We start from the raw sequence: 12,369 nt of genomic DNA, 5'->3' as shown, positions 1-12,369 counted from the left end.
TGCGTCTGTTGTTGTTCTTTTCGCAGGCGGAACGTTCGACGCCGGCGCCCCCTGGCTGCCGTCGCCGCGACCGACGCTCTATGGCGTCTGTGCGGCCGCTGTCCAATCCATCGGTTGAATCCCGGACTCCGTGCGCCTGTCGGCGGTGCCGCCCACCGTGGGGGAGGGAGGCGCCGCCGTCGGGCGGTGAAACGCAACGGGGCCGGCCAATGGCCGACCCCGTGGAAGTGCGTCAGATCGCGTAGTACATCTGGTATTCGAGCGGGTGCGTCGCGCCGCGGAACGCGGTGACTTCCTTCATCTTCAGTGCGATGTACGCATCGATGAAGTCGTCGGAGAACACACCGCCGGCCTTGAGGAAGTCGCGGTCCTTGTCGAGCGCGTCGAGCGCCTGGTCCAGCGAGTGGCACACGGTCGGGAAGTTCTTCTCTTCCTCGGGCGGCAGGTCGTAGAGATCCTTGTCGCTCGGGCCGCCCGGATCGATCTGGTTCTTGATGCCGTCCAGACCCGCCATCATCAGCGCGGCGAAGGTCAGGTAGCCGGACTGCATCGGATCGGGGAAGCGCATTTCGATGCGGCGCGCCTTCGGGTTGGCGACGTACGGAATGCGGCACGAGGCCGAACGGTTCGACGCCGAGTAGGCCAGCATCACCGGCGCTTCGAAGCCCGGCACCAGACGCTTGTAGGAGTTGGTCGACGCGTTGGAGAACGCGTTGATCGCACGGGCGTGCTTGAAGATGCCGCCGATGTACCACAGCGCCGTCTGGCTCAGGCCGCCGTAGCCGTCACCGGTGAACAGGTTGGTACCGCCCTTGGCCAGGCTCTGATGCACGTGCATGCCGCTGCCGTTGTCGCCGACGATCGGCTTGGGCATGAAGGTCGCGGTCTTGCCGTTGCGGAAGGCGACGTTCTTGACGATGTACTTCATCGTCTGCAGTTCGTCGGCCTTGGCGACCAGCGAGTTGAAGCGCGTGCCGATCTCGCACTGGCCCGCGTTCGCGACTTCGTGGTGGTGCACTTCGACTTCGATGCCGACCTGTTCCAGCGTCTTGCACATCTCGGCGCGGATGTCGTGCAGCGAGTCGAGCGGCGCGACCGGGAAGTAACCACCCTTGATGCCGGGACGATAGCCGCTGTTGCCGCCTTCGTATTCCTTGCCGGAATTCCACGCCGCTTCTTCAGACTCGATGTGGAAGAAGGTGTGGCCCATCTCGTTCGAGTAGCGCACCGAATCGAAGATGAAGAACTCGGGCTCGGGGCCGAAGAACGCCTGGTCGGCGATGCCGCTGGACTTCAGGAACGCCTCGGCCTGCTTCGCGATGCCGCGCGGATCGCGCTCGTAGGACTGCATCGTGGTCGGATCGAGGATGTCGCAGGTCAGCACCAGCGTCGGATCGGCGGTGAAGGGATCGACGAACGCGGTGGACGCGTCGGGCAGCAGCACCATGTCGGAGTTCTGGATGCCCTTCCAGCCGCTGATCGACGAGCCGTCGAACATCTTGCCGTCCTCGAACAGGCCGGGCTCGATGATCGACTTCGGGAACGTGACGTGGTGCTGCACGCCGCGCATATCGGTGAACCGCAGATCGATGAACTCGATCTTGTGGTCCTTGATCAGCTTTTCGAGATTTTCGGTGGACATCGGAACGACCGCCTTGCGTGTTGATTGTGTCCTGGATGACGCAACGGCCGTGCCAACTCCCCAGGCTCAATCGAATCAATCATTTACATATTCCGCACCGTCCGGCGGCGCCAATTCACCTACGTGATTGGTGCGTTATTCCTACAGACGCACCTTGTTGGTGCGTCAGGTCGGCAGCGGCAAGCCGCGGTCGGCCTTGACCGTGCGCAGCACGAAGCTCGAATTCACGTCGTCGACCGCGGGCTGGTTGAGCAGGCGGTCGAGCAGAAAGCGCGAGAAGTGTTCGAGGTCGCGCACGACCACTTGGAGCAGGTAATCCATGTCGCCGGTCAGTGCATGGCAGGCCACCACTTCTTCCCAGCCGTTGACCAACGCGGCGAAGCCGGCGACCGCGGCGCTGTCGTGGTGCTTGAGCTGCACGCGCACGAAGGCCTGTAGGCCGAGGCCCAGGCGCTCGGCGCTGACGTCGGCGCGATAACCGGCAATCACGCCGTCGCGTTCCAGCCGCTGCACCCGGCGCAGACAGGCCGAGGGCGAGAGATGAATGCGCTCGGCGAGGTCGGCATTGGTCAGCCGGCCGTTGCGCTGCAGCTCGGCCAGGAGCAGCAGGTCGGTGCGATCGAGCTCGGCGGCAGCCATGATCGTTGTCCTGAATTGTGTATCGACGCACGATTATTGCGCGTATGCGGCGTGGACGCGCAATGACGCAAGCCTGTTGCGGCGAAACGGCGCTATCGTCGTGGATCTGATGAATTCCACCGGAGTCGCCATGTCCGCCCAGCCGTCGAACGCCCCGCGCCGCGTCGAGAACCTGCAGACCGACAAGGGCAAGGTGCCGGTCTATGCCACCGGCATCGTCGAGCAGCCGTGGGAGACCTACAGCGCTGACGACCACGCGACCTGGGCGACGCTCTACGCGCGCCAGCGCGAGCTGCTGGTCGGCCGCGCCTGCGACGAATTCCTGCAGGCGCAGGACGCGATGGGCATGACGTTGGACGCGATTCCGAAATTCACCGAGCTCAATGAGGTGCTCGAGACCGCGACCGGCTGGACGCTGCTCGGCGTTGAAGGCCTGCTGCCGGAACTCGACTTCTTTGACCACCTCGCCAACCGCCGCTTTCCGGTGACCTGGTGGATCCGGCGTCCGGACCAGATCGACTACATCGAAGAACCCGACCTGTTCCACGATCTGTTCGGCCACGTGCCGCTGCTGATGAATCCGGTGTTCGCCGATTACATGGAGGCCTACGGCAAGGGCGGCGTCAAAGCGCATGGCATCGGCCCGGACGCGCTGCAGAACCTGACGCGGCTGTACTGGTACACGGTCGAGTTCGGCCTGATCCAGCAGGCCGACGGCCTGCGCATCTTCGGCGCCGGCATCGTGTCGTCGAAGGGCGAATCGATCTACTCGCTGGAGTCCGACGCGCCCAACCGCATCGGCTTCGACCTCGAACGCATCATGCGTACGCGCTACCGCATCGACACCTACCAGAAGACCTATTTCGTCATCGACAGCTTCGAACAGCTGATGGACGCGACCGGCCCGGACTTCACTCCGATCTATGCGCGCCTGGCGCAGCAGGACACGGTGGGCGCAGGCACGGTGCGCGACGAGGATCGCGTGTTCCATCGCGGCACGGGCGAGGGCTGGACGGCGGGTGGCGATGTCTGATTGACGGGTCAGCGTATGCGCTGACTTCCACAGACGCACCACTGCATGACCCGTCGCCCCAGCGCACGCTGGGGCCCATTTTGATCCTGCGTTTCAACACGAAATAGCGGATCGCCGCGAACATGGATCCCAGCTCGACCAGACATGCGTCTGTTGAAAGCCGCTGGGATGACGGACGTGTGCCAATGCATTGAGCGACCAATCGCGCATCCAACGAATTGAAGTCCCGTTGCGTAATTCAACGCATCAAACGAAGACGACGCACTTTTCCGTAGGGTGGGTAGAGCGCAGCGAAACCCATCCCGTCAACGATTCCACGTCCACTGCGCACCCACCATCACCCCACGTCCCGGGCCCGGCTCATAGAACCGGCCGTTGCCCTCGTTGACGATCACCGAGCCGATGTAGGCCTGATCAAGCACGTTGTCGATGCGCACGAAGGTCCGCAACTCGCCGGCATCGAAACGCCAGCGGCGTGCGCCTTCGAGGTGCACGAGTGCGTAGCCGGCCGCGCGGCCGGTCGCGAGATCGTCGACGACCACATCGCCCACGCCCACGCCCACGCCTTCGATCGCCGCGCTCCACGGCCCGCCGGTCCAGTCGAGACGCGCGAACAGCTGCCGCGCCGGCACACCCGGAATCCGCGCGCCGGCCGCGACCGGTGTCGCCGGCACGGTACAGCCCGCACCGGTGCAGACGAGATAGTCGTCGCGGAAGGTCGCATCGAGCCAGGTCGCCGCCACGCTCAGGTCGAGCGACTCACCCAGCGGCTGCCGCAGCGACAGCTCCGCACCCTGGCGGCGTGCGCGGCCGATGTTCTGGAAGCTGCTGCGGCCACCGACATTGCGCGCGACCGCGAGCTCGTCGTCGGTCTCGGCGCGGAACAGCGCCGCGTTGAGCGTGGTGCCCGAACGCGCGCGCCACTTGGTGCCGAGTTCGAGGTTGTCGCTGATCGCCGGCGCCAGATCGAACGCGAAGCCGGCGCCGCCGTCGGCGCGGTAGCCGAGTTCGTTGAAGGTCGGCGTCTCGAAGCCGCGACCGGCCGACAGGTACACGCGCAGGTCGTCATGCGGCGCGAACGTGATGCCTGCGACCGGCGAGGTCTGACGGAACGCGACGCGGCCGCTGTCGTCGGGGTTGGTGGCGGTCACAAAGGCGTCGCGCGAAGTGAACTCCACCTCGCTGTGGCGCACGCCGGCCAGCAGCGACCAGCGCGGCGCGAACGCCCAGTAGGCCTGCGCGAACTGGTCGCGGTTCTCGACGGTGTTGCGCTCGTCGCGGCGCAGGCGGCCGCGTACGCCGAGCGTGTCGCCGACGAAGTTCTCGAAACCCTGCCGGTCCTGGCGCTGGCGATCGGCATTCGCACCCACGGTGAGTTCCAGCGGACGGCCTGCGAGCGCACCTTCCCAGCTCCAGCGCAGATCGAGCCCGCCATAGAGGTTGTCGAGATCGATGACGCCACCCGAGTTCAGCGGATTGGCCTGCGCGCCCGCCGGAATCGGCAGGTACTGCACGACCGCACGTTCGCCGCCGTAGGCCATCGCGCGCAGCGTGTGCGCGTCGCCGATGCCGTGTTCGTAGACCGCGCCGACCTGGGTCTGACGCACGGTCTTGCGCGTATCGAACTGGTTCGCGACCGCGGCGACCTGGCGGGGGTTCTCGCGCACCTGCGCGGCGGTGAGGCCGAGCGGATCCTGCGCGTCGATGTCGACATGGTTGACGACGAGATCGAGCCGGCGCCGGTCGCCGAAATCGAAGCGCAGCTTCGCGTTCGCCGAATCGCGACGCGCGGCGCTGTGGTCACGCCAGCCATCGGTATCGAAACGCGACAGCGCGAGGTTGTAGCCGACCGTCTCCGTGCCGCCCCGCAGCTGCGTCGACAGGCTGGTCGTGTTGTCGCGTCCGTGGCTGGCCTTGAAGCGCCAGGGATCGCCGGGCTGTCCGTCGGCACTCCACAACTGCACGACGCCGCCGGAAGAATTGCCGTACAGCGCCGAGAACGGGCCGCGCATGATTTCGATGCGGTCGCCGCCGACGAGGTTGAAATGCGAGAGCTGGCCCTGGCCGTCGGGCATCGACGCCGGAATGCCGTCGGCGAACAGACGCACGCCGCGCACGCCGAACGTGGAGCGCGCACCGAAGCCGCGGATCGACAGCTGCGTGTCCTGCGCATGGTTCTGCCGATCGCGCGCCAGCAGGCCAGGCACGCCCGACAGCGGCTCGGACGCGACGGTGCCGGCGCGGTTGCTGTCGCCATCGTCGAGGCGGATCGCATCGACCGAGGCCGGCGTATCGAAATCGCTGACGCCGCGCAGCCGCGTCGCATCGACGCGCACGCGTTCGAGCGTGGTGGGGGCATCGTCCGTCGCCTGCGCCTGCGCGAAGCCGGGCGAAAGCAGGATCAGCGACAGCGCGGACGCGAGCACGGTGGGGGCCGCGCGCATCAACCGAACACCAGCTTGCCGCGCATCACGTTCCAGTGGCCAGGGAACGAGCAGAAGAAGGTGTAGTCGCCGCCGCGCGTGAGGCCCGCGGTCCGGAACGTGACCGTGGTCGACTCGCCGCTGCCGATGACTTTCGTGTACGCGATGACGCGCGCGTCGCCCGGCGGCAGATAGCTGTGGGCGAGGCTGCCAAGGCCGCCGGCAATCGCGACCGGGCGGTAATCGGCGGTGCGGGTCAGCACCCAGTTGTGGCCCATCGCCGCGGCCATCTGTCGGCCGGTGTGACGCAGCGTGAGACGCACCTGTGTGCAATCGGCAGCAACGCGGAGTTCACTCCGGTCGAAACGCATCGCATCGCTGCTGCCGATCGTCAGGTCGCAAGTGCGCGCGAGTGCGCCTGTGGCGGGAATCAAGAGCAGCAGCGCGAGCGCGCCGCGCAATGCGCGGTTCGGCATGACATCTCCGTGGGGAAAGCAGGGCGTGCGATGCGACGCATCGCGTCGCGCATTGTCGCAAAGGGCGGCGTGAACGGCCCGGGACGGAATGTCGCAGTGCATGCGCGCGGCGTCGACCTGATGTCATACACCTGTGACCCGCAGCGCGTGCAGGCGCGCTAGATCACCTGCAACGTAATCGCCTTCAACACCGCACGCGTGCGGTCGCGGGTGCCGAGCTTTTCGAGGATCGCCGAGACGTAGTTCTTCACCGTGCCCTCGGCAAGGAACAGGCTGCGCGCGATCTCCTTGTTGGAGTAGCCCCCTGCGAGCAGTCGCAGGATCACGACCTCGCGGTCGGTGAAGGTCTCACGCGGGGCGTTGTCGTCGTGGAAGCGGTAGCGCGCGCGGACCGGTTCGGTGCTGACCGGTTGCAGCAGGGTTTCGCCCGCCGCCACGCGCGCGATCGCGTCGCGCAGATCTTCGGGCGTCGCGTCCTTGAGCAGGAAGCCCTGCGCGCCGGCATCCGTGGCGCGCAGCAGCAGGTCGCTGTCGTCGAAGGTGGTCAGCAGCAGCACCGGTGTCGTGTCGCCACGGGCGCGCAGCGCGGTCAGCGCTTCGATGCCGTCGAGGCCGGGCATGCGGATGTCGCTGAGGATCACGTCAACCGGATGCGATGCGAGCTGCTCGAGCAGCGTCGTGCCCGAATCGGCTTCGAACACGATCACGATGCCGTGGCGTTCGAGCAGCGCGCGCAGGCCGGCGCGGACCAGGGCCTGATCGTCGGCGAGTGCGACGCGCACCGGCGCTGCGCTCATGCCGGCAGCTCCGCGTCGATGCGCATCGCGCCGCTCGCATTGCGCGCCAGGCGTACGCGGCCCTGCAGCCCCGCGAGGCGTTCGCGCATGCCGGCGATGCCGTTGCCTTCGCGCCAGCCGTCGCGCACGCGGCCGTCGTCTTCGATGGTCACGTGCAAGCGCGCGCCCTCGCGATGCAAGGCGACATCGAGCGTGTCGGCATCGGCATGTTTCGCGGCATTGGTCAGCGCTTCCTGCACCAGCCGCAACACGGCTTCGGCGATCGCGGGATCGGACACGCGCACGTCGTCGGCGATGGTGAGCCGCAACCGCGGGCGCGGCATTGGGGCGGCGAGCGCACGCAAGGCGGTGGCGAGATCGAGACCGCCGCTGTCACGCAGCGCCTGCACCACGTTGCGGATGTCGCCGAGCAGTTCGCCCGACAGCTGTTCGGCGATGCGCAGTTGCGGGTTGTCGGCGAACGCCGGCTCGTCGACCAGCGCGCGCAGGTTGAGGCGCATCGCGGTGAGCTTGTGGCCGGCGACATCATGCAGTTCGCGCGCGACGCGCAGGCGTTCCGCGTCGCGGGCGCTGTCGGCGAGCAACGCGCGCGTGGCCAGCAGATCGGCGTTGACGCGCGACAGGGCATCCCGCGTGCGCTCGGCGCTGCGCGCGTAATGCATGCACAGCGCGGCGAAGGCCTGGAAGCCGGCGAAGATCAGCACCGACATCAGCGGCGCGCCGAAGCCGGCGATGTACTTGAGGATCAGGTAGTAGACGGTGTCGACGACGATCAACGCCACGGTGGCCACTCGCGGCGACCAGTCAGAGAACGCGACCGCGACCCAGATCACCAGCAGCACAGGCGCGGTGCCGGGTTTGGGATCGACCGCGATCAGCGCCAGCGCGATCACCGGCAAGGTCACGATCACCACGTGCTCCACACGCCGCAGCCGCGGCGGCCACAGGGAGCGTGATAGGAAGCCCGCCGCGAAGGCACCAAGCAGCAGCCAGGCCGCCGTCTGGCGCGCGGGATCGTAGTAGCGCATCGAGAACGCGACCGCGCCGAGCGTCAGCAACGCAGCGAGATTGAGCGGTTCGAACAGACGGCGGGGCGTGGGCATGGCGCCATGCTGCAAGCCGTCGCCGGTGGCGGCAATGGGCGCGGCGCAGAAAGTGACTTCCGGCACTGCGGATCGATGACCACCGGCAGCTGGCAGCGCCCGGCCGCGCGCCGAGACTGATGCCACACCCACCGAGGACATCGTCATGCGCCGCATCCCCGCTTCCTTCGCCGCTCCCTTCGCTGTGCTCGCCGTTGCGGCCGCACTCGCCGCGCCGGTGCAGGCGGCCGATCTTGACGTGTCCATCCGCGAGGCACGCAGCCAGAGCGGACAGTTCCAGGTCGCGCTGGTCGATGCCGCGGGCTATGCCGGCAGCGCCGCGCCGGTCGCCGCGCGTCTGCTGTCACCGGCGGGCGCGGTCACCCACGTGCGCTTCGACGGCGTGCCGGCCGGCCGCTACGCGCTGATGGTGATCCACGACGAGAACGGCAACGGCAGGCTCGACACCAATCTGGTCGGCATGCCGGTCGAGGGCTACGGCTTCAGCAACAACCCGCGGGTGATGCGCAAGCCGACGTTCGACGAAGCTGCGTTCGATGTCGGCGCGGATGCGCTGGCCCTCGACATCGCGATCCGTTGATCCGCGTTCGCCACCGGAGACCCTGATGGATCGTCGCCGCTTCCTGCGCAACCTGTTGTCGGGCGCCACCGTCGTCGCGCTCGGCCCCGCGCTGCTGCATGGTGCCGATGCGCTGGCCGGCGATCCTGCCGAGTTCTCCGCCGGCCTCGTCGATCGCCCGTATCTCGCCGGCTGGCGTCAGGTGTCGGCCAATGCCTTCGGCCCGACCACGGTGCAGATCGAAGGTCGCCTGCCGGCCAACTTCGCTGGCACGCTGTACCGCAACGGGCCAGCCTGGTTTGAGCGCGACGGCTTCCGCTACGAACACTGGTTCGACGGCGACGGCATGGTGCACGGCTGGCGCTTCGGTGACGGCGCGGTCACCCATCGCGGGCGCATGGTGCAGACGCCGAAGTTCCAGCGCGAACAACGCGCCGGTCGCTTCAACACGATGGCCGCCGGCACCACGGTTCCCGGACAGGTCGCGATCCGCAACAACGACGACGCGAACACCGCCAATACATCGGTGGTGACGATCGGCGGGCGCCTGTTCGCGATGAGCGAGGCCGGTTCGGCGTTCGAGCTCGATCCCGATGCGCTCGACACGATCGGTCCGGTGACCTGGCGCCCGGACCTGCAGGCGCTGCCGTTCTCCGCGAACCCGCTGCGCGATCGCGACGGCAGCTGGTGGAACTTCGGCGCGCTGTCGATGCTGGGCGGCAGCGGCCTGCTGCTGTGGCACATCGGCGCGGATGCGAGCTTGATCGGCGCGCACGTGCTGGAGATGGACGCGCCGGGCTACCTGCATGCATTCGTGCAGACCGACCGGCATCTGGTGTTCCTGTTGATGCCCTACGACTTCACGCCGTCCGGTTCGTTCTTCGAGAGCATGCGGTTCGCACCGCAGCGCGCGTGCACCGTGCTGGTGGTCGAGAAGGCCGCGCCGGATCGCGTCGCGCGCCGTTTCGAAGTCGACTTCGCGATGGCCTATCACTTCGGCGATGCGTTCGAGCGCGCCGGCGAGATCGTCGTGCGCACGGTCCACCATCGCGACGTCGAACACGCACGCTCGCCGCATCGCGCGGCGATGTCCGGTCACGACGGTCCCGCACCTGCGGCGCAGCTGGCCGAACTGCGGCTCGACGTGCACAGCGGCCGCGCACGCTGGGATCTGCTCGGCGTGACCGGCATCGAGTTCCCGCTGTTCGACGCGCGTACGCCCGGCGATCGCAGCGCGCGTCTGTACATGCCGACGACGGAAGGAGAAACAGGCGCGCCGTACTTCAACGCGGTGCAGATGCTCGATCCGGCCAGCGGTCGACGCGACGTGCACCGCTACGGGCGCGACATCCTCGCCGAAGAACACGTGTTCGTTCCGCGCCCCGGCAGCACGCGCCCGGATGACGGCTGGCTGGTCGGCACCGTGCTCGATCCCACCCGCAACCGCAGCGGCATCGCGGTGCTGGATGCGCAGCACATCGCCAACGGCCCGCTCGCGACCGCATGGCTGCCGTATGCGTTTCCGCTGGGATTCCACGGACACTTCGCGCAGACCGGCGCGTGACCCTGCGCCTGTCGCACGGTGGCGAACGGTCCAGGATGCGCATCCTGCACCACAACGCGCACGACACCGCGCCGGCGGCGCCCAGGGCTGGTGCGGTCGGCGCGCTGTCGTGGGTCCTGCTGCTTGCCATCGCGGTATCGGCGCCGTTCCGATCGGGCTGGCTGCAATGGCCGGATGCGCCGGTACTGGCCGGGGTGCCGATCTTCACTGCGCTGATCGAGGGTCTGGGCCCACTGATCGCAGCGTCAGCCCTCGCGTGCTTCTCGGCGCACGCACGACGCCCCGTGACGCTCACCGGAGGCCGACCTGCGCGCGCCATCGCGATGGCGGTCGTGGTGCCGCTCGCGTTCGCCGCGGTCGGCGCAATCAACGGGCACGCCATGAGTGCCGCGCTGATCGGCACGACCACGCTGGTCTATTGCGTCATGGAGGAATCCGCCTGGCGGGGTGCCCTGCACAACCGGCTGTCGGGATACGCGCCGACGCGGCGCGCACTCGTCATCGGCGGCACCTGGTATCTGTGGCACCTCTCGTTCCTCGCGCCGGACACCACGTGGGCGCGGGAGCTGACCGCACTCGGCTGCCTGATGGCCGGGAGCCTGTTGTTGGGTCGGCTGGCGGACCGCAGCAGGTCGATCGTCGTGGTGGCCTGCTTTCATCTGATCGTCAACGTGCTGGCATTCAACACGTTGGCAGCCGCACTGTCAGCACCGCAGCGATTTGCGGTCGCCGCCCTCTGCCTGCTGGCCTGGTGGCCTCTGCTGCACAGCGCGCGACGGCGCGGACCCGCGCGACGTGCGCCGCGCGGGTCCCCCAAAAGACTCAGCCGCGGCTGACGGCTGCGACCGCTTCGGCCACGTAATCCAGATTCTTCAGGCTCAGCGCGGCCACGCAGATGCGCCCCGTGCCGACGGCGTAGATGCCGAACTCGTCGCGCAGGCGATCGACCTGCGGCCGGCTCAGACCCGAGTACGAGAACATGCCGGCCTGTTCGCTGATGAAGGCGAATTCGGGCGCGCCGTTCGCGGCGAGCTTCTCGACCAGGCCCGCACGCAGGGCGTGGATGCGAGTCCGCATCTGGCCCAGTTCCGCTTCCCAGCGCGCGCGCAACTCGGGGCTGCCGAGCACGCCAGCGACCAGGGCGGCGCCGTGCGTCGACGGGCTGGAATAGTTCGCGCGGATGATGCGCTTGATCTGCGACTGCACCGCGCGGCTTTCTTCGGCGGTGCCGGAGACCACGGTCAGCGCGCCGACGCGTTCGCCATAGAGCGAGAACGACTTGGAGTACGAGCTGGCGACGACGAAGGTCGCGATGCCCGACTCGGCCAGCAGGCGGATCGCCGCGGCGTCCTGTTCGATGCCTTGGTCGAAACCCTGGTAGGCGATGTCGATGAAGGGGAACAGGTCGCGCTCGCGCAGCACCTCGATGACCTGGCGCCACTGGTCGACGGTGAGATCGGCGCCGGTCGGGTTGTGGCAGCAGGCGTGCAGCAGCACGACGGTGCCGGCGTCGAGCGTGCGCAGGTCGGCGAGCATGCCGGCGAAGTCGATGCCATGCGTGGCGGCGTCGAAGTAGGTGTAGTCGACGACCTCGAAGCCGACGGCGCCGAACACCGCGCGGTGGTTCTCCCAGCTCGGGTTGCTGATCGCGATGGTCGCGTGCGGCAGCAGTTTCTTCAGCAGATCGGCGCCGGTGCGCAGCGCACCGCTGCCGCCCACGGTCTGCGTGGTGGCGACGCGGCCGGCGGCCAACAGCGGCGAATCCACGCCGAACAGCAGTTCGCGGGTGGCCTTCGTGTAGTCGGGCATGCCGTCGATCGGCAGGTAGCCGCGCGGCTTGGCCTCGGCGGCCAGGCGCTGTTCGACCTCGCGCACAGCGTCGAGCACGGGAATGCGGCCGGCCTCGTCGTAGTAGATGCCGACGCCCAGATTGACCTTGGTGGCACGCGGATCGGCGTTGTAGGCCTCGGTCAGGCCGAGGATGGGATCACCGGGGACGAGTTCGACGTTCGCGAAAAAGGAGGACACGTAAAGACTGCCTGCACGACGGAGGGGAGGGCGCCGGTCGCGCATGTCGCCAGCGACCAAACCCGCCCAGAATACCGGCCCCCGCCCACCGGCGCGATCTTCGCC

At 67.9% G+C, this 12,369-nt stretch carries 11 protein-coding genes; 4 read left to right on the top strand and 7 right to left on the bottom strand.

What is annotated here, in order from left to right; genetic code table 11:
* Positions 1-232: 232 nt before the first annotated feature.
* Positions 233-1,642 (bottom strand): type I glutamate--ammonia ligase, encoded by a 1,410-nt coding sequence (glnA, locus tag LU699_RS09025; protein WP_232136631.1) that lies wholly within the window; start codon positions 1,640-1,642, stop codon positions 233-235.
* Between the two features lie 165 nt (positions 1,643-1,807).
* Entirely contained in the window at positions 1,808-2,281 is a 474-nt protein-coding gene (locus LU699_RS09020) for an Lrp/AsnC family transcriptional regulator (protein ID WP_232136629.1), read from the bottom strand.
* Positions 2,282-2,411: 130 nt separating this feature from the next.
* Between LU699_RS09020 and phhA the strand changes: the two genes are divergently transcribed.
* A complete protein-coding gene (phhA, locus tag LU699_RS09015) occupies positions 2,412-3,314 on the top strand; it encodes a phenylalanine 4-monooxygenase (RefSeq protein ID WP_232136627.1) in 903 nt (300 codons plus the stop codon).
* A 305-nt stretch (positions 3,315-3,619) separates the two neighbouring features.
* Here the strand turns inward: phhA and LU699_RS09010 are convergent, their stop codons facing one another.
* The 4 genes from LU699_RS09010 to LU699_RS08995 all read right to left on the bottom strand — a co-directional run bounded on the left by LU699_RS09010 (position 3,620) and on the right by LU699_RS08995 (position 8,209).
* Positions 3,620-5,758, bottom strand: a complete 2,139-nt coding sequence (locus LU699_RS09010; RefSeq protein WP_232136625.1) for a TonB-dependent receptor family protein — start codon at positions 5,756-5,758, stop codon at positions 3,620-3,622.
* Positions 5,758-6,213 (bottom strand): azurin, encoded by a 456-nt coding sequence (gene azu / locus LU699_RS09005; protein WP_232136624.1) that lies wholly within the window; start codon positions 6,211-6,213, stop codon positions 5,758-5,760. Before azu ends, LU699_RS09010 begins: the two co-directional genes overlap by 1 nt.
* Positions 6,214-6,371: 158 nt before the next feature.
* Entirely contained in the window at positions 6,372-7,010 is a 639-nt protein-coding gene (locus LU699_RS09000) for a response regulator (RefSeq protein WP_232136622.1), read from the bottom strand.
* Positions 7,007-8,209 carry a sensor histidine kinase gene (locus LU699_RS08995; protein WP_232148637.1) on the bottom strand — a complete coding sequence of 401 codons (1,203 nt, stop codon included), beginning with the start codon at positions 8,207-8,209 and terminating at the stop codon, positions 7,007-7,009. The genes LU699_RS09000 and LU699_RS08995 overlap by 4 nt, the downstream gene beginning before the upstream one ends.
* A 49-nt stretch (positions 8,210-8,258) precedes the next feature.
* On the opposite strand from LU699_RS08995, the gene LU699_RS08990 reads away from it, so the two are divergent.
* From LU699_RS08990 to LU699_RS08980, 3 genes are read left to right on the top strand one after another with little or no spacing between them, the layout of a single operon-like run.
* Entirely contained in the window at positions 8,259-8,693 is a 435-nt protein-coding gene (locus LU699_RS08990; protein WP_232136620.1) for a DUF2141 domain-containing protein, read from the top strand.
* Between the two features lie 25 nt (positions 8,694-8,718).
* Positions 8,719-10,236 carry a carotenoid oxygenase family protein gene (locus LU699_RS08985; RefSeq protein WP_232136618.1) on the top strand — a complete coding sequence of 506 codons (1,518 nt, stop codon included), beginning with the start codon at positions 8,719-8,721 and terminating at the stop codon, positions 10,234-10,236.
* Complete coding sequence (locus tag LU699_RS08980) at positions 10,233-11,072, top strand: CPBP family intramembrane glutamic endopeptidase (RefSeq protein ID WP_232136617.1); 840 nt, start codon at positions 10,233-10,235, stop codon at positions 11,070-11,072. The genes LU699_RS08985 and LU699_RS08980 overlap by 4 nt, the downstream gene beginning before the upstream one ends.
* Here LU699_RS08980 and LU699_RS08975 read toward each other — a convergent pair.
* A complete protein-coding gene (locus LU699_RS08975) occupies positions 11,059-12,264 on the bottom strand; it encodes an amino acid aminotransferase (protein WP_232136615.1) in 1,206 nt (401 codons plus the stop codon). The two genes, LU699_RS08980 and LU699_RS08975, sit on opposite strands and share 14 nt — an antisense overlap.
* Between the last annotated feature and the right edge of the window lie 105 nt (positions 12,265-12,369).

It is taken from the genome of Luteimonas fraxinea, from assembly GCF_021233355.1.
Classification (GTDB): domain Bacteria; phylum Pseudomonadota; class Gammaproteobacteria; order Xanthomonadales; family Xanthomonadaceae; genus Luteimonas; species Luteimonas fraxinea.
Note: the sequence above shows the minus strand (reverse complement) of the source record. Positions and strands in the feature narration are given on the sequence as shown.

Bases quoted from the DNA above. Each gene is read 5' to 3' on its own strand.
- azu (WP_232136624.1), bottom strand. From the start codon at position 6,213: ATGCCGAACCGCGCATTGCGCGGCGCGCTCGCGCTGCTGCTCTTGATT.
- LU699_RS08985 (WP_232136618.1), top strand. From the start codon at position 8,719: ATGGATCGTCGCCGCTTCCTGCGCAACCTGTTGTCGGGCGCCACCGTC.
- LU699_RS09000 (WP_232136622.1), bottom strand. From the start codon at position 7,010: ATGAGCGCAGCGCCGGTGCGCGTCGCACTCGCCGACGATCAGGCCCTG.
- LU699_RS09020 (WP_232136629.1), bottom strand. From the start codon at position 2,281: ATGGCTGCCGCCGAGCTCGATCGCACCGACCTGCTGCTCCTGGCCGAG.
- LU699_RS08990 (WP_232136620.1), top strand. From the start codon at position 8,259: ATGCGCCGCATCCCCGCTTCCTTCGCCGCTCCCTTCGCTGTGCTCGCC.
- phhA (WP_232136627.1), top strand. From the start codon at position 2,412: ATGTCCGCCCAGCCGTCGAACGCCCCGCGCCGCGTCGAGAACCTGCAG.
- glnA (WP_232136631.1), bottom strand. From the start codon at position 1,642: ATGTCCACCGAAAATCTCGAAAAGCTGATCAAGGACCACAAGATCGAG.
- LU699_RS09010 (WP_232136625.1), bottom strand. From the start codon at position 5,758: ATGCGCGCGGCCCCCACCGTGCTCGCGTCCGCGCTGTCGCTGATCCTG.